Annotated in this window: 18 protein-coding genes and 1 other RNA gene; 2 read left to right on the top strand and 17 right to left on the bottom strand. The window is 30.7% G+C overall.

The annotated features are described in order from the left end of the window. Positions 1 to 13: 13 nt before the first annotated feature. The 6 genes from G6Z82_RS02260 to trpX all read right to left on the bottom strand — a co-directional run bounded on the left by G6Z82_RS02260 (position 14) and on the right by trpX (position 6,176). On the bottom strand, positions 14 to 814 hold the full coding sequence (locus G6Z82_RS02260; RefSeq protein WP_006732640.1) for an ABC transporter permease: 801 nt from the start codon (positions 812 to 814) through the stop codon (positions 14 to 16). After that, positions 801 to 1,730, bottom strand: coding sequence for an ATP-binding cassette domain-containing protein (locus G6Z82_RS02255; RefSeq protein ID WP_009310699.1), 930 nt, complete (start codon positions 1,728 to 1,730; stop codon positions 801 to 803). The genes G6Z82_RS02260 and G6Z82_RS02255 overlap by 14 nt, the downstream gene beginning before the upstream one ends. A gap of 239 nt (positions 1,731 to 1,969) precedes the next feature. Beyond that, positions 1,970 to 3,418: an MFS transporter gene (locus G6Z82_RS02250; RefSeq protein WP_009310700.1), complete on the bottom strand. Its 1,449-nt coding sequence runs from the start codon at positions 3,416 to 3,418 to the stop codon at positions 1,970 to 1,972. 109 nt (positions 3,419 to 3,527) lie between these two features. Further along, positions 3,528 to 4,289, bottom strand: coding sequence for an ABC transporter ATP-binding protein (locus G6Z82_RS02245; protein WP_009310701.1), 762 nt, complete (start codon positions 4,287 to 4,289; stop codon positions 3,528 to 3,530). After that, positions 4,282 to 5,181: an ABC transporter permease gene (locus G6Z82_RS02240; protein ID WP_009310702.1), complete on the bottom strand. Its 900-nt coding sequence runs from the start codon at positions 5,179 to 5,181 to the stop codon at positions 4,282 to 4,284. Before G6Z82_RS02240 ends, G6Z82_RS02245 begins: the two co-directional genes overlap by 8 nt. Beyond that, the gene (gene trpX, locus G6Z82_RS02235; RefSeq protein ID WP_009310703.1) at positions 5,181 to 6,176 is read right to left on the bottom strand and encodes a tryptophan ABC transporter substrate-binding protein; all 996 of its coding nucleotides are present in this window, start codon (positions 6,174 to 6,176) and stop codon (positions 5,181 to 5,183) included. Before trpX ends, G6Z82_RS02240 begins: the two co-directional genes overlap by 1 nt. 393 nt (positions 6,177 to 6,569) lie before the next feature. On the opposite strand from trpX, the gene G6Z82_RS02230 reads away from it, so the two are divergent. Next, positions 6,570 to 7,787 (top strand): peptidoglycan amidohydrolase family protein, encoded by a 1,218-nt coding sequence (locus tag G6Z82_RS02230; RefSeq protein ID WP_006729062.1) that lies wholly within the window; start codon positions 6,570 to 6,572, stop codon positions 7,785 to 7,787. A 38-nt stretch (positions 7,788 to 7,825) separates the two neighbouring features. Here the strand turns inward: G6Z82_RS02230 and G6Z82_RS02225 are convergent, their stop codons facing one another. Genes G6Z82_RS02225 through G6Z82_RS02210 form a run of 4 tightly spaced genes read right to left on the bottom strand, consistent with a single transcriptional unit; the run spans position 7,826 to position 12,171 of the window. Then, complete coding sequence (locus G6Z82_RS02225) at positions 7,826 to 9,445, bottom strand: glycoside hydrolase family 13 protein (protein ID WP_006729061.1); 1,620 nt, start codon at positions 9,443 to 9,445, stop codon at positions 7,826 to 7,828. 55 nt (positions 9,446 to 9,500) lie between these two features. Beyond that, complete coding sequence (locus G6Z82_RS02220) at positions 9,501 to 10,880, bottom strand: ABC transporter ATP-binding protein (protein WP_009310704.1); 1,380 nt, start codon at positions 10,878 to 10,880, stop codon at positions 9,501 to 9,503. Next, on the bottom strand, positions 10,874 to 11,563 hold the full coding sequence (locus G6Z82_RS02215; protein WP_009310705.1) for an energy-coupling factor transporter transmembrane component T family protein: 690 nt from the start codon (positions 11,561 to 11,563) through the stop codon (positions 10,874 to 10,876). Before G6Z82_RS02215 ends, G6Z82_RS02220 begins: the two co-directional genes overlap by 7 nt. Continuing rightward, on the bottom strand, positions 11,563 to 12,171 hold the full coding sequence (locus tag G6Z82_RS02210; protein WP_009310706.1) for an MptD family putative ECF transporter S component: 609 nt from the start codon (positions 12,169 to 12,171) through the stop codon (positions 11,563 to 11,565). Before G6Z82_RS02210 ends, G6Z82_RS02215 begins: the two co-directional genes overlap by 1 nt. A gap of 381 nt (positions 12,172 to 12,552) precedes the next feature. Here G6Z82_RS02210 and G6Z82_RS02205 point away from each other — a divergent pair, with 381 nt between their 5' ends. Further along, a complete protein-coding gene (locus G6Z82_RS02205; RefSeq protein ID WP_164785753.1) occupies positions 12,553 to 13,167 on the top strand; it encodes a hypothetical protein in 615 nt (204 codons plus the stop codon). Positions 13,168 to 13,259: 92 nt separating this feature from the next. Here the strand turns inward: G6Z82_RS02205 and ssrA are convergent. The 7 genes from ssrA to comGC form a co-directional block, all read right to left on the bottom strand. Continuing rightward, positions 13,260 to 13,625, bottom strand: a transfer-messenger RNA (tmRNA) gene (ssrA, locus tag G6Z82_RS02200). Between the two features lie 37 nt (positions 13,626 to 13,662). Continuing rightward, positions 13,663 to 14,874, bottom strand: coding sequence for an acetate/propionate family kinase (locus tag G6Z82_RS02195; RefSeq protein WP_164785752.1), 1,212 nt, complete (start codon positions 14,872 to 14,874; stop codon positions 13,663 to 13,665). A 10-nt stretch (positions 14,875 to 14,884) separates the two neighbouring features. After that, positions 14,885 to 15,886, bottom strand: a complete 1,002-nt coding sequence (locus G6Z82_RS02190; protein WP_006737755.1) for a class I SAM-dependent methyltransferase — start codon at positions 15,884 to 15,886, stop codon at positions 14,885 to 14,887. 247 nt (positions 15,887 to 16,133) lie between these two features. Beyond that, positions 16,134 to 16,625, bottom strand: coding sequence for a competence type IV pilus minor pilin ComGF (locus G6Z82_RS02185; protein ID WP_006735815.1), 492 nt, complete (start codon positions 16,623 to 16,625; stop codon positions 16,134 to 16,136). After that, positions 16,612 to 16,830 carry a hypothetical protein gene (locus G6Z82_RS02180; protein ID WP_006729047.1) on the bottom strand — a complete coding sequence of 73 codons (219 nt, stop codon included), beginning with the start codon at positions 16,828 to 16,830 and terminating at the stop codon, positions 16,612 to 16,614. Before G6Z82_RS02180 ends, G6Z82_RS02185 begins: the two co-directional genes overlap by 14 nt. Beyond that, complete coding sequence (locus G6Z82_RS02175) at positions 16,820 to 17,251, bottom strand: type II secretion system protein (protein ID WP_080550276.1); 432 nt, start codon at positions 17,249 to 17,251, stop codon at positions 16,820 to 16,822. The genes G6Z82_RS02180 and G6Z82_RS02175 overlap by 11 nt, the downstream gene beginning before the upstream one ends. Beyond that, the gene (gene comGC, locus G6Z82_RS02170) at positions 17,235 to 17,561 is read right to left on the bottom strand and encodes a competence type IV pilus major pilin ComGC (protein ID WP_006731741.1); all 327 of its coding nucleotides are present in this window, start codon (positions 17,559 to 17,561) and stop codon (positions 17,235 to 17,237) included. Before comGC ends, G6Z82_RS02175 begins: the two co-directional genes overlap by 17 nt. Positions 17,562 to 17,574 lie beyond the last annotated feature (13 nt).

The raw sequence follows: 17,574 nt of genomic DNA, 5'->3' as shown, positions 1-17,574 counted from the left end.
GTTTTTGTATAAACTAATATTCAGTTAAATTCAACTTCGATTTAGCAACCAAGTTACTGGATAAAGCAGTTGCAGCAAGTGCAAACACTAATAATATAATGATTGGCTGAAAGTATTGATTCAACATCACACCTTGTCTAAGTGCACCTAATTGATAAGTAACTGGATTAATTTTGGCTAACCATTTCATCCACAATGGTGCATAATCTAGCACATAAAATACAGGGGCTGTAAAACTCAAAGGAGTGATTACAAATGAAAGAATATTATCTCTCACTTGATAATTAGAGATACGTAATGTGATAGCAACTGCTAAGGCCGACCAAAATAACAAAGTCAAAATGATAATAACAATCATCACTCCTATTTTCATCAAAGAGTAATGGATGCCAAAAAAGTTAGCTAAAATAATTAATGCAAACATTTGAACTGATAAGCCAAGCATAGCATAGGTGCTCATACCTATTACATAGTAAAAAGGTTTAATACCACTAAGTAATTTTAGTGCTAACAGACCATATTTTTTATCAATTGTAGTCCGATAGATAGTCTGACTCATTTGTCCAAGAACCAGATAAATCATAATTCCTAAATAAGAATATTCTAAATATGAAACTTTCATGCCAGCATAAATAACATTACCCGTCATCCTACTAATTCCTGTACTAATAAATACAAAAAATAAAATTGGTGTCAAAAGTAAACTTAATACTGAACCCTTATCTTCAAAAAATGCTTTGGTTTCATACTTAATGAGTAATCCTAATCCATAAAGTCCTAGGTTAGATTTTTTTCTAAAATCAGTTGGTTTCATAATTACCACTCCTTTTTGACATTGATAGATATACTTCCTTTAAGGTCTTCTCATGTTCAACACAACTAGTAACTTTTATTTCTTTTTTAAACATCAACATCAGATCACTAATTGTTACCTCAGGCTTTACTTCAAGCTGCCAAGTATTATCTGATTCATGCTCCACCCTAATTACGTCATCATTTTTAGCCATGAAATCATCAGCAACTGAATATTCATTGTCCAAAGTAATGATAAATTTTCGACTATTGCCTCTATCTTTAAGCAAATCATTAATTGAACCATGGTAGATCAACTTTCCCTCATCTAGTAAGAGCAAATCTTCAGCATATTCTTGCAAAAGAAAAAGGTCGTGCGATGATACGATTACTAGTTTTCCACTTTGTGCTTCTTTAACGAGATACTTCATTAAATTATCAGTATTTTGTGCATCTAATCCTACAGTAGGTTCGTCTAAAATATAAATTAATGGATTATGAACAATTGCACGTGCAATTTGCACACGTTGCAACTGTCCACCAGATAAATCAGTTAAACTTCTATCCCTTAAATCTGATAAATCTAATAGTCGTAAAATCAAGTCAAGTTGATTCTTAGCTTCATTAGGCTTTAAATGAGCTAATTGTGCTCCTAGCATGATATTTGCTTCAACATTAGAATACCAATCAACAACCTGAGATTGTGGTGCAAAACCAATGGTAGAAAAATTTTGTTTATCAGTTGATAAGTCCTGAATATTAATATCACCTTCACTAGGTTCTAATAACCCTACGAGTGCGTTACATAAAGTGGTCTTTCCTGAACCATTATGACCAACTAAAGCGACAAATTTACCTGCAGTTAATTCACAGCTAATATTTTTTATTCCGTAATGATCTTGGTATTTTATTGCCAAGTTATTGACGCTAATTTTCATTTGTCAACTCTCCTTTATTTTTCCTTTATTTTTATTTATAAATTGGCTAAGAAATAATAACGTCTGTTCATAGAAATCACTCTTTCTTTATTTTTTACATGTATTATTTAAATATCATGTTAATAATAATAATATATTATAATTTTGTCTACTAATATTTTATCTTTTTTTATATAAACATTAACATTTATACAAAAAAATATCGACCTCAATTTAGAGATCGATATCTAAACACTTTTTTAATGTCGTGGATTAAATTTATAATTGATTACCAAAGATATAACCAATAATAAACAAGAAACCAACATGATAACTCTAATGCCTGAATGAGAAATTGCTCTCATTAATGGTAACAACTTAGCTGGTAATTCACTAGCTGTTCGACAATCACTCATTTTATTCAGCATAGAAAGGGTTATCTGTGGATGGGCTTTGATACCTTGATTAAGTGATAAATTCATAATCACACCATAAATAGCAGCCATTACTGTTTGAGCTAAAATTCGAATTAAATACGATGTAGAGGTGGCATCAGCCATATGTTCACGTCCAGCATCAACCTGTACCTTTACTTGTAATTCTACAAAAATAAAACCTACACCCATACCTGAAAAGGCAGATGTAAAAATCAATATCCATAAAGGAATACTTAAATCAGCAATTAATAAGGAAAATGATGAAATAAGCATTCCGATTATTCCAACTAAAATTATATAATAAGTTTTGGTCCGCCCTTGTAAAACATAAACAAATTGTGAAGCGACAATAGAAAAACACGAATTAGGTATTAATGTCATACCTCCAATCAGTGCTGTCATACCCAAAAATGCCTGTGCCCACATCGGCAAATAAACATTAACTGCAATAAAAGCTCCCCAAGTTAAAGCAAATAGCAAAAAATCACCTATCAAATTTTTATTAGTAAATAAACTGAGGGGTAATACAGGATTTTCTTCTTTACTCTCATGTATAAAGAAATATGTCATAATTAATAAACTAATTATTAAACAACAAATAACTAGCCAAACACTAACTAGCCCTAATAATTGAATTCCTAATAAAAAAGTAATTAAACCTGTTACTAATAAAGTCGAACCAACAGTATCGAATTTAGAAAATTTACTAATAGATTCTTTTTTATAAAATATTGCAGTTAATAACATAGCAAGCAAGCCGATCGGAATATTAATATAAAATATCCAATGCCACGATGAGATATCAATAATCCATCCACCGATTAGGGGACCAACAATTGCTGCTGCATTAAAACCGCTTGTTAAAATCCCTAATGCCTTTGTTCTTTGCTTAATATTTGGATAAATATAACCTACGATGATGTATGGTAAAGATCCCATACCCCCTGCACCTATGCCCATTATTATTCTAACTGAAAGGAAAAATGTCATATCTTGTGATATAGCTTCTAAAATAGAACCTACTATAAAAAAGGAAAGCGTAACTAAAAAAGCATTTTTATTACCTATTCGCTCAGCAACCTTTGTCCACAAAGGGATCGAAATTGACATTCCAAGCAGGAAAATCGCAATAATCCAACCCATAAATTGAATTCCATGTAAATTAGCAACAATAGATGGAATTGCAGTATTAATAATAGTACTGTCCAATCCAGACATGATATTTCCTAAAATTAATGCAATGGTTAAAAATTTTAATTGATTTTTTGTCATTTTCCTAACCTTTCAAATCCATTTTCTTGTTAAGTTATCTTATTATTTTAACATTAAAAAGCCCAAGTTTAGTAATTTTACTAAAACTTTGGCTTTTATTGATAATTATTTATTCAAAATATCTATATAAATCATCTGTTGTTAATTTTATTTTAGCATTATGATCTAAATCGGCTATAATTTTTCCTTGTTTTAATACTAACAACCTATTACCATAATTCAATGCATCCTCTAAATGATGAGTAATCATCAGTGCCGTAATCTTATCTTGCGAAATTATTTCTCTAGTGGCATTAAGTAAAGACTGACTAGTATGTGGATCTAATGCAGCTGTATGTTCATCTAGCAAAAGAATATCTGGTTTCTTTAATATAGCCATTAAAAAGCTCAAAGCTTGCCTTTGACCACCTGATAAATTACCTGTAAAAGTATCCATGCGTTCTTCTAGTCCATTGTGCATCATTTTTGCTAATTTTAAAAAGCGTTCTCGATTTTGCTTTAATTTTCTTGGAACTAAAAATCTTCTTTCACCACGTTTGAGAGCCAATAACATATTCTCAGCTACAGTCATTCTAGGAGCTGTACCTAATTGAGGATCTTGAAAAACTCTACTCAAAAATTTGGTATGCTCTTCCTCGCTTAAATTTGTAATATCACGTCCATTATGTAAAATGATACCATCATCAATGGCTAATGCTCCTGAAATAACATTCAATAAAGTAGATTTTCCGGCACCATTAGTACCAATAACCGTAATAAAATCACCATCATTAATAGTCAAACTCAAATTATTCAATATTTTGGTTACATTACTACTATTTTTGTTACCTAAAACGGTAACATTTTTTAATTCAAAAATTGGCTTATTCACTGCTCTTCACGCTCCTCAATATAGTCTTTTTAATTTTAAATAGTTTATCAAATCGTGGAATCATCATACAAATTGCTAATACAATAGATGAAAGCAAATTCAAATCATTAGTGCTAAAGCCTAACTGCAACACACACAATATAATTAAGCGATAGAGAATACTGCCTAAGGTAACCGCTACTAGACGTTGATTTAAGGTTAATTCTCCAAAAGCTACCTCACCAATAATAATAGATGCTAAAGCAATTACAATTGTACCCAAACCCATATTTATATCTGCATAGCCATTACTTTGTGCTATTAATGCACCACATACTGCTACTAACCCATTTGAGCCCATCAAACCTGCAATAATTGTATTATCAGTCTTTATACCCAATGACTTAGCCATCTTTGGATTATCACCTGTCGCAATAAAAGCTTGCCCATAATCGGTTTGTAAAAAAAGAATAACTATAGTAGTAATTACAACCATAACCGTTAATCCTAAAAAGACATTATCAAAGTATTTAGGCAGCCTAAGTAAAAATTTATTAGAAAATAATGTTTTGCATCCCAATAAGGAAATATTTGATCGACCCATAATCCGCAAATTAATTGAATAAATCGCTGTCATCACTAATATACCAGCCAATATAGTAGGAATTTTCCCTTTGGTATATAATAACCCCGTAATCAATCCCGCAAACATCCCGCCTAAAAAGGCAATTAAAGTTGCTAATAAAGGATTAAAGCCATGACTAATTAATGTAACACTAATTACAGCACCTAAAGGAAAAGTTCCTTCTACAGTCATATCTGTAATATTCAAAATTCTAAATGAAATATATAATCCTAATCCTAATAGACCCCATAATAAGCCTTGCCCAATAGCAGATACCATCAAATTCATTATTCGAATACCTCTCCTTCTTTTATACTTTCCTTTAAAAAGTCGACTGGAATTTTAATACCCAGTTGATTGGCTTTTTTCAGATTTAAAATTGGAATTCCATGACGCACATATTGAATAGGGGTTGTAGCAATTTTTTTCTTACCTTTTAAAATATCTACAACTAAGCGTGCAATTAAAACTCCTAAGTAATTTTGATTAATCCCATATGTAGCTAAACCACCTTGTTTCACCATTGTATCAACTGCTGGGAAAATCGGCTTTCTAACTGCATCCGCATTTTTAACTAAGGTTTGCATAGCTCCAGCTATAGTATTATCCGTTGGCACAATCACAGCATCTACTTCATTTAACATTTTTTGAGAAACTTGATTCAGATCATTACTATTAGCAATAGAATATGATTTCAAATTAACATGATATTTTTTAGCCATTTTCACAAATAAGTCATGTTCAGTAACAGCAGAACTATCATTTGACGTATAAATAATACCTACCTTCGCATTTTTAGGCATTAATTTCTTTACTAATTTTAATTGTTCCTCAACAGGTGCTTGATCGGACACACCACTAATATTGGTATTAGGATGATCGTTATTAGCAACTAAGCCTGCTTTTTTAGGATTAGTTACTGCTCCCAGCACAATTGGAATACTACTAGTTGCATGAGCCAATGATTGACTAGCTGGTGTTGTAATACCTACTAATATATCAGGTGACATATTAACTAATTTTTTAGACATGATTTCTAAATTACTTTGATCACCTTGAGCATTTTGATATTCTAATTTATAATTTTTGTCTTTATAATAACCTTGTTTTGCCATTTCTTTCACAAATCCATCATAAATTTGATCTAAAGCTGGATGATGCAATAAAGTTAATACACCAACTACAGGCATATTATGCTTTGGCTTACTTTGTGTTTTTTGATTAACAAAAGCTACACTTAATATAATTAATAAGATAGCTACTAATGTGTACAATCTTTTCATAACTCTTCCTCTTAAACAATAATCAAAAAAGGAAAGTACATCAATACAGTACTTTCCTCTACAACAATGAAATAAAAAAAGCCTGCATGTTATACAAATCCATGCAGACTAGACAATTCAAAAAGCTAACCGGCACAGATACAATCTGAAAACTCAGGTTGCATCCGAAAACCGAAGCAACCAGATTACCGGCTTTGCCAACGATTATTTAAATGATTAACACAATTACTTAAATAATACATTATCAACTCTTCCTCCATAATTAAGCATTTTTAAATAGTATATGACTATCTAAATCATAAGTCAAATATATTTTTAATAAAATATATTTTTATCCCCTGAAGTGGTATAATAACAGTAATTGTAGTAGTTTATTCAAAAAGGAAGATACCAATGAAAAAGAGAAAATTTGTTCGTAATTTATCAAAAGGATTGATACTTTCAGTTGCAACATTATGTGGTGAAAGCTTGTTAAATGTACAACAATCTAAAGCAGATACTAGAACCTCAATGAATGGATCAACACTACGTATAGTTTACAATGGCCGAGGCAAAGTAAACTTACTTAATAGTAAATTTAAGTATCAAAATCAATATGTTGCTAATGGCACTAATTGGAAAGTATGGGAAAAGTTAGTTTCTAATCAAGGAACTTTATACAGAATTGGAAATGAGAATCAATGGGTTCCTGAACAATATACTGATAAAAAATCTACTACACAAGCTCCTAAAAAACCAACTACTAATACTAACAATAATGTGCACGCAAAAACGACTTTGCCTACTGCTAATGTAGTTAAGATTAAGGCAGCAACTGGTGTAAATGTATATACAGCTCCCGTCAACGGCAGATATGTCAAGCATTTAAATCCTAATACATCTTGGAAATATTTTAAAATCGAACATGGCAATGATGGGTATACCTGGTTTAATTTAGGTGGTGCACAGTGGATTTCATCAAAATTAACTGATCAGCCACAACTTGTTAAGAATATTTCACGTGTTACGCAAGCTCCTAAAACTGTTGAAAAAGCGAAGACTATATCTAAAGCAAAATCAACATATAATCCTGTACAGAATTTAACTAATATTTATATTCCTAAACATGTTTACATCCCTAAACACAACAATATGTCAATTTATGATATGGGGCTAAACAATGGACCAGTAAATATTGATTCTGCTATTTCATTTATGCGTCAACTCAAAAACAATGGTGTGCAATACTCCATGTTTGGTAAGCGTGATGGTTCTGATGGTACTGCAGATTGTTCTGGTGCTGTTTATGCTGCATTGAGAGCTGGTGGTGCATCTTCATTAGGATATATACCAAATACCGATTCTATGCACAATTGGTTATTAAAAAACAATTTTACAGAAGTCGCACATTCTACCAGAATCCCTAATCAAAAGGGGGATGTTGTAATTTTCGGAACTAAAGGTCTTAGTGGAGGAGCTGCAGGACATGTAGTCTTGTACACTTCACCATATACTATTATTCACTGTACTGACCGCGATGACTCACACAGTGGTGTTTTAGAAGAACCTGCATCTAACATTGAAGGATGTTATACAAGCATGGGTGGCTTTTACATATATCGTCAAATTTAATAAAAATAAAAAAGCGAAATTTAATAATTTCGCTTTTCTTATGCAATCGTTACTACAAATGCTTGATATGGTTTTAAAATAATATTTTGTAAATTACTTGGGGTCGTATAATTTTCAACTAAAACTTTTTGATATTGTTCGTGACAATTGAATGGCTTTTCTTTATCAGTGAGATTAGCGACCACAAGCCACTTTTGATCTCCTAAAATACGATAATATGCTAAAATCTGTGCATCCGTTTCCTCTATTAATTGAAAATCACCATCTACAACTATTTGATTATGATGACGCAATTCAATCAACTTTTGATATGTATAAAAAATGGAATCAGGATCTGCCAAACATTGTTTAACATTAATATCAGTATAATTAGAATTTACACGCAACCATGGCTTACCACTCGTAAATCCAGCATTCAATGCATCAGACCACTGCATTGGCGTTCTTGCATTATCACGCCCCTTAACATTTATGGCATGCAACAATTCATCCTTATCATAACCAGCATCTAAGCGTTCATTATACATATTGATACTTTCAATATCTTCCACTTCATTAATATTTTTAACTGGGGAATTGGTCATACCAATTTCTTCTCCATTAAAAATATATGGTGTACCATGCATCAAATGTAAAACGATAGCAAACATCTTAGCACAAACTACCCGATATTTTTGATCATTACCCCAGCGAGAAATAACTCTCGGAATATCATGATTTTCCCAAAACAAGCTATTCCAAGCATGTTTGAAATCGAGTTCAGTCTGCCATTTAACCAATATCTTTTTTAATTCGACTAAATCAATAGGTTTTAAGTCCCACTTGCTACAACCATCTTTTTGATCTAATGTTTGATTTTCAAATTGAAAAACCATTGATAATTCATGCCTTGCTGGATCGGAATAATCCTCAGCAATTTTAGGAGTAGCATTCCAAGTTTCACCAACTGTCAACAAATCTGATTGACCAAAAGTTTTTTGATTCATTTCCTGTAAATAGGGATGTAGCATTTTTCCATTTTCACGAACCATTTTATCTGGATCTTTACCTATTAGCTCAATGACATCCATTCTAAAACCACCAATGCCCTTGTCAATCCAATAGTTCATCATTTGATAAATTTTATCACGGACAATACTATTAGACCAATTTAAATCAGGTTGTTGCTTGGCGAAAAAGTGTAAATAATATTGTTTGGTAGTTTCATCATATTGCCATGCAGAACCAGAAAATGCAGATTGCAAACCATTTGGTTCATGTCCATCTACAGGATCACGCCAAATATAATAATCTCGGTATTGATTTTCTTTATTTTTTCTAGCCTCTACAAACCACGCATGCTGATCTGAAGTGTGATTTACAACTAGATCCATAATAATTTTAATATTTCTTTTTTTAGCTTCCAAAATCAAATTATCCATGTCATCCATAGTTCCATATTGGGGATCGATTGCTTGATAATCTGATATGTCATAACCATTATCTATGCCTGGGGATTGATATACTGGAGATAACCAAATAGCATCAATTCCTAACTTAGCTAAATAATCTAACCGAGTAATAATTCCAGGTAAATCTCCAATACCATCACCATTGCTATCTTGAAATGATTTAGGATAAATTTGATAAATTACTGCTTTTTTCCACCATGGTGTCATACTTTTTCTCCTTATAAAATTTACTTATATAATTTATTTTAACATGTACAGCAACTTATCCGTTGCTTGACAATTTAATCACATGATCGACAGTTTGATTCAAAAATTCTACATCATGTGAAACGATAATAATAATATTATTGTTGGTACTACTATCTCTAAGCAATTTGGAAATAGCAATCATATTCAAATAATCCATTCCACTAGTTGGCTCATCAAAATATAATAATGTCTTTTGACTTAAAATAGTTGAAGCAATTGCCACTCGCTGTTTTTGACCAACAGATAAGCTTAATGGATGGCGATCTAGCAATGAAGATAACTTCAATTTTTTAATCACTTGATTTACTTTATCTGCAGAAATATTTCCAGTTCCTAATTTTATTTCAGCCATAACATTATCAGTAAATAATTGATTATTAACATCTTGCATAACCCATGAAGAGAGCTTAATTCGTTGTCTAGTTGATAATAACTTATCGTCTAAATAAATAGCAACTTGGCATTTTTTATCTACACCAAGTAAAGCTTTAATTAAACTGGTTTTACCTGAGCCATTTAAGCCTACTATTCCATAAATATTACCTTTTTTTAACGATAAATCTCTTATCTTTAAAATTTGATGATTAATTAACTTTTTATATAAAGATTTAATATAAAATTCGCCACTAGTCATCGGAGAAAAAGGCTTTAATTGTACCTCTTGCCTAGTTCTAAGTCCCATAGCATATAACTTTTTTTCACTTAATTGCTTAAATTTAGAAATAGAATATTCTTGACTAATGGTACCATTAGCAACAACCAACACTCTATCAGCAACATCCATTAAATAATATAAACGATGTTCTGCTACTAACAAAGTAACTCCTCTTTTTTTCAAGATAGCTAACATTTTAGCAACTATTTTAATATACTTACTATCCAAATTAGCTGATGGTTCATCCAATAAAACGCATTGAACTCCCGAAATATAAGCTGTAGCAATGGATAAGATTTGCCTTTCGCCACCCGACAATTCAAAAATATTGCGATTTAATAAATTGGCAATAGGAAATAAATTTAATAAATCAGATAATCTTTTTTGCATTTCTTGTCTAGGAACACCATTATTTTCTAAAAAAAATAGCAACTCCATTGTCGTATTAACATTAAAAAATGAAGTTTTTGGATTTTGAAAAACACTAGCAATGAGCTGAGCTATTTGATACAATTCTAATTTAACTGTATCGTGATGTTGAAATAAAACTTCACCACTAATTTTACAATTATCATATCTAGTTGCCAGTCCATTAATCAAATTCAAAATACTAGATTTACCTGAACCACTGATACCCGTCAAAACTACACATTCACCAGTTTTAATATTCAAATTCAAATTTTTTAATACTATTTTTCGATCTGGATATGATAAATAGGCATTTCTTATTGTTAACATAACTTACACCCCTTTGTCACCAGCACCAATAAACTCAACAAGTATAAGATATCCATTAAACCAAATTTGATCGAAAAATAATGCGTGCGTTTGATTGGATTATAAATACATTTTGTTTCAGCTACTTTAGCAATATCATCAGCAATATTTGAAGATAGAATCAGCAATGGTATCCACATATATGTAATATATTTTATTGGTGTACGCCAAGTAATATTTTTCACCTTCATAGCTAAATGCATATTTTGATATTCTTGTTTAAATGATGGAAAGAAACGAAAAATAACTGCAATTGGAATTCTGATAGTTCGTGGAATATTGATTTGTGATAAAGCTGATAATAATGAACCTACATCCGTTGTTTTAATCAATAATTTGGCAGATAAACATGGTAAATAAAAAGCCTTAATAATTAATATAAGGCTAAATAACACATGAATTAGGCCAATATGTTTAAAATTCATATCAGATGGCAACAAAGATAAAAATCCAAAATATATTACTGCCTTAATAGCATCCCTATAATTAAATTGCAAAGCAAATAAAATGGCAATTGTTGCAACAACAACCCAGCAATATAACGCACTTACACGATAAAATGGCGTAAAGCTCAAACAAATTACAGCAAAGAATTTAGTCAAGGGATGTAAATTATGACGATTATCATCATGGATAAACTGCATTATAAAATACCAGCTTTAGTAAAATACTTTTTTAGCATTTTCTTGCCTAACAAAGCACCTAACAACCCACCAACTAAAGCAAACATTAGAATTAATAAGACATTAGGTGTAGTAAATACATTATTTACTAACGCCAAACCCATTTTTTGGATCATTTTTAACCTTTTAGCTCTAACAAATAAGATATCAGCTAAGGGTAACATCGTCCAAATATTATAACAAGCATATGCTATCAGCATCGCCTTAAAAGACTTATATTTACCTAAATATAAAATAAATTCAGCAATAGCAGCCAGCAATATACCACCTATAGCAGGAATAAAACTATTATGCCCACTAAGCCATAAAAGAATTGGTGATAAAATTCCAAAGGTAAAAAATCCCCATGGTTTTTGTAATTTAGCCATCAATAAAATAACTGGCGTACCTAAAATTATACCAGTAACAAATGGTGCTAAAGCAAAACAAAGCAATGCCAAAGTCGATTTAACCATAGTCATACCTAAAAAGACAAAGGTCATACTTGATATACCTAGAATAAGAAAATAAATAACTACAAAGACACCAATATTAACGAGATCTTTTACTTTCAACTTGGAATTTTCCATAATTGTCCTCCACAAAGATAATTTCTAATATAGTATTTTACCCTAAATAAAAAACATGACAATACGACAATTCAATTTTTGACTATATAAAATATGTGGCAATTAGCTCTTATTCTAAATTTAACTTAAAGATGTAGTTTTTCTAATGCACACTAAAAATGATAAAATATTAATAGATAATTTTTATCATAGTTAGCCTAATAATTATTACCTATAATTAATAGTTTTTCGATTAACAAAAAGATTTAGTCATATGTTGAATAAAAAAATACTAAATAAAGCAAACATAAATTAATTACGTTGGTTAAATATCTAGCATATTTTAATATTTAGTCCGAAATGACGATAAACTAATTTAATATAAATATTACGGAGGGCGTAATGAAGAAAAATATAATTACATTATTAGGAATGGCTAGTATTTCTCTTGTATTAGGTGGATGTTCTAGTGTAACTACTAAGACGTCAAAACAGACTTCATTTTCTCAATCTAAAAAAAGAAAGAACAATGAAAAAAGTAATAACCAAAATAGCAATGAGAAAATAGTCCAAATAAACAAATCTTCTAACCTAGTGGGACCACTTAAAGTGCATGTATCTAGTATTAAATATGAAAAAGTTAAAAATAAGGAATCTAACTGGACTAATGCCGAATATAACATGGAAGGCGACCCTGAAAAAGATTTAAACAATTATTACTATCGTGCTATTGTATATTTAAACATCGAAAACACTGGAAATACGAGTGTAGATCTTAGTTATGGTGAACGTTCATATATTGTAGATGATGGAACTGCTTTCCCAGAGCAAGGTGGTGCCAATGGAAATTCTTTCGAAAGCTCTACAGCTAAAATAGTACCCCACACTAAACTAGCCAACACTGTAATATTGGTCTCCAACAAAAAATTTACTGCTAACAAATTACAAATAACATTTACTGATATTTGCGAAAATGATAATAATGTCTTATCCAATGGCGGTACTGCCAAAATATAAATTTATATAACAATTATTAAAAAACCACTCTTTGTAACAAAAGAGTGGTTTTTGATTGAATATTAATAAAAATTAATATTTAATCAAAACTATTATGGAGATGAGGGGATTTGAACCCCTGTCCAAACGCATTTTGTCACTGATATCTACAATCATAGTTATATTATTTGATTTCACAACAGCAAAACGCCATATAACGGGGCAAGTAGCTATTGCTAACCTAAAATCTTAGTCTAACTACCTAGGTAATCAGTTAAATGCAACTCGTTAAATATAAAACCTTTGGATAACCACGAGTACAACCATCACAAAGATCACGCAGGCTGGTTATTAAGCAGCTAATGCGTAAGAATTTTGATTATTTGCAGTTATATTTAAACTGTAACGTTTTTACGTAGACGTAACCTACGAACTGCAATCAATGCAAATCTACGCCTGTCGAATCCCAAAACATCCCCGACTACATACTAGCATAGCATAATTGATGCAAAAATATCAATCACTTATCTTGGCAATTCGAACTACGTCACGTGCAATCATTAATTCTTCATTAGTTGGTATTACCATAGCAACTATTTTAGAATTTGGAGCGGAAATAATTTTTTCAATACCATTGATTTGGTTTGCATCATAATCAGGTATTAATCCATAACAGCTCATTTGGTTCATAATTTCTTTACGAATGCCAATATCATTTTCTCCAACACCAGCTGTAAAAGCAATTACGTCAATTCCTTGCAATTCTAAATAATAAGCACCAATATATCGCACAATACGATTAATAAAAATATTTCTAGCTAAACTAGCACGCTCATTCCCTTGGCTAATAGCTTTGCGAATGTCCCGCATATCAGGAGAAATTCCAGAGATACCTAACAATCCAGATTTATTATTTAAAATATCGATCATTTGATCAAAATTTAAATCAGTTTCTTTACCCAATATATATTGCAATGCAGATGGATCAATATCTCCACTACGTGAACTCATAGTAACACCAGCTAATGGACTAAAACCCATTGATGTATCATATGATTGCCCATTTTTCATTGCTGTTATTGATACGCCGCTGCCTAAATGGCAAATAACCATATTCAATTCATCCAAAGGCCGTTTTAAAATAGAAGCTATCCGTTGAGATACATATCTAACTGAAGTTCCGTGAGCTCCATATTTTCTAACTTTATATTTTTCATAATATTCATATGGTAAAGAATACATATAATGAACTTGATCAAGTGTTTGATGAATTGATGTATCAAACATACCAACTTGTGGCACATTTGGTAATAATTTCATAAAGGCCTTAATGCCATCTGCTTCATGACAATTATGTAAAGGTGCATATTCATTAAGCTCATAAATTTTCTGTAAATTATCTTGATCAATCAATGTACTATGAGCAAAATACTCACCACCAGCAACTACTCGATGTCCAACACCAGCTATTTCACTTAAATCATTAACAATCTTAGATTTTGTCAACCATGATAATAATTTTTCAACTGCATCCTCTTGTGTTCTTATCTCAGTTTTATCTTGATAAACTTCACCATTTTCTAATTTCAAAACAAATGTCGCCTCAGGTAGCCCTATTCGGTCTGCTTGTCCATGAGCCAACACTTGTTCGTCTTTTAGCGAAAACAACTTGAATTTTAGAGAAGAACTACCAGCATTAACAGCCAAAATTTTTTTCATCATTTCCATTTATATCTCACTATTCATTTACCCAATTATTCAATTCAACATTTAATTTTACCAAAGATGACTTATCTTTGAGTGAACCTAATTTTGTTACTAGAACTTTTCTTAACCGCATATTCTGACCATGGTTTTGCAAAACTAAAATAGATTTTGGATATTTCATATTGGCAAACAAATCATCAGGTAAATCAACTACTGCCAAAATATTAACTTTTTTAGTTAACCAAGTCATAAAATCTGCTGCCTCTTTTCCTGAAAGGATCATTTTAGGCACAATTAAAAAAGCATAACCACTAGGCTTTAAATTTTTTATAATCTGTTCAATAAAAAGAATATGAGCAAATGAGTGTCCAGATAACTGGCAATTATCAAAATTTTTAGCATTATTATCTAATGGATAATAACCAACTGGCACATCAGATACAGCAACGTCTTTTTTTCCTGTCAACCAAGGCTGTAAAGCATCTTGACGCAATAAATCTACAGGTAATTTATTTAAATATGAACTAACGTCCGCTAAATCTAACATTGCCGGATCATTATCAATGCCGGTCAAAACAAATGAATTTTTAGAATGATTGAGAAAACGTAATTGATCAATTAATGAAAACAATAATGTACCACTACCTATAGCTGGATCGATAACTTCTTTAGCCGTTTGGGGTACTATTTTTGACCATAATAATGCCACAATAGTGGCCAAAATACGGGGCGTTGGTAATTGCGTACTATTAAAATTATCAACATCAGCTGCTTTAAGTGTAAGCAAATAGAATAAGTGACTTTTGACAGACGTTTCAAGTTTTTCATACTCTAAATTTGCATACTTTTTTGTTAATAATTCAACAATCTTAGCACTAGGAGCATTAGCTTCCACTTTTATTTTTTTGTGTTCAAGATTATCAAACGTTTCAACTAACGCTTCGGTAAATGTTACATTTAATTCTTTTCTTAAAATATCAACTACTTCTTCAAAACTTAAATAAAGCTCATTCAGATGTTCAAGATCTTCCATATAATCCACTCCTCTACGTTATTATTTTATAGATATCAACTATAAATAACCAGTATTTTATACCTTTTTAGTATATTCTTTACTAGAAAATTAACGTAGACTCTTATAAATATCTAAATTTATTTGAAGATCAGCAAAAAAAGCCGATTGATAATATTTTATAAAAACTATGCAAGTTACAATTACTAACAAAGCACAAAATAATGCAGTAGCTGGAACTTTCATTTTTAAAATAGAAAATATGCAATTATTTTTTAGGTTCATTAGCACGTTTATCCTTTTCCATTTCTTTCAATTTAAAAGCTAATATGCTACAACGACCATCTCGTTCAACAATTTTCATCTTCATTACATCTTTATTCACATATGAAAAATATACTGTTCTTAAATTCATCATCAAGGGCATATATCCCTGTGACATCCTTAATTGCCCTTTTCTCTCATAAAATGAATATGTCTCATAGTATACTTTATTCTCTTCATCCTTCTTTTTTTGTTTAAGTATCGCTCGTTTTACATCTGAATGTTTTATATCAAGCATCAACTCTCTATCCTTAATGAAGCGATTAAGCTGAATATAGGCGAAGGCAACATTATTGACTCCATCCCTTTTATGGGAAACTGTCCTAACTGTATTAATAGTTGAATATAAAATCTCAAAACATAAAACTGTTATTAAAATAGCTATTATAGCCTCCGCCAACATAAATCCTTTATTTTTTGTCTTAAATATTTTCATAAGTCCTATTATGTAATTTAACAGTAGTTATTTTTGTTTCTGCCATCATTTTTTCAGCCAATTTACGATCAACTTTAATTTCTACAGTTGTTTTTATTTTTTGTAATTCTACAACACTATAATAAACCAAGCTCATAGCAACTATTGACAGAAATAAACCTAGACAGGCATCTGCTAACAAAAATGCACGTATTTTATTTTTCAATTAGTCGTCCCCACATTAACTGTACAGTCATTCTTTTTGTAATTTTGCCACATTTAAAATAGATTGTCCGAGGAGCAACGTATGATTTCTTTTTTATTGTTAAATTATCAATATTAATTATTTTTACTTGCGAATTTATCAAAAAAGTTTTTTCAGCAGTCGACCAATCAGACATCACTTTTAATTTATTACTAGTTTCAGAATAACGAATGAAATATACCCGTTTATTGATAATTGACTCTTTCAAGCAAAAATTAATAGCTGATTTAACTTGTGCTCTAGTATTAATTAAAGCTAAATTATCTCTATATCCCTTCAATTCAATAATCGGAAAAGAAATAATTGAACACGTAATAACCAAAACTATTAAACTTTCAATTAAAGTAAAGCCTCGACTTAATCTTTTAATTCTTAGGAGCAATTACTTTACCATCTTTAATCGTAATGTGGTTTGCTTCTATCTTTTTAACCTGATTATCAGTTAAATAATTCTTATCGTGCATATCACTTACCGTTATATTTTTTCCATACTCATCTTTATATAAATCTACCTGCATCTGCACAGTTTTAATAAATGCATCGTTTGCAGTATTATTTGCTTTATCACGATATGAAAATAAATTTGGGGCAATTAATAAAATCAACATGGCTATAATTGCTATAACTACTACCATTTCTATCAAAGTAAAACCTTTAACTTTTCTTTTGAATAATTTATGTAAAACTTTCATTAACTTTTTTCTC

This window comes from Lactobacillus iners, assembly GCF_011058775.1.
GTDB lineage: Bacteria > Bacillota > Bacilli > Lactobacillales > Lactobacillaceae > Lactobacillus > Lactobacillus iners.
This window is presented reverse-complemented; position numbering and strand designations above follow the sequence as displayed.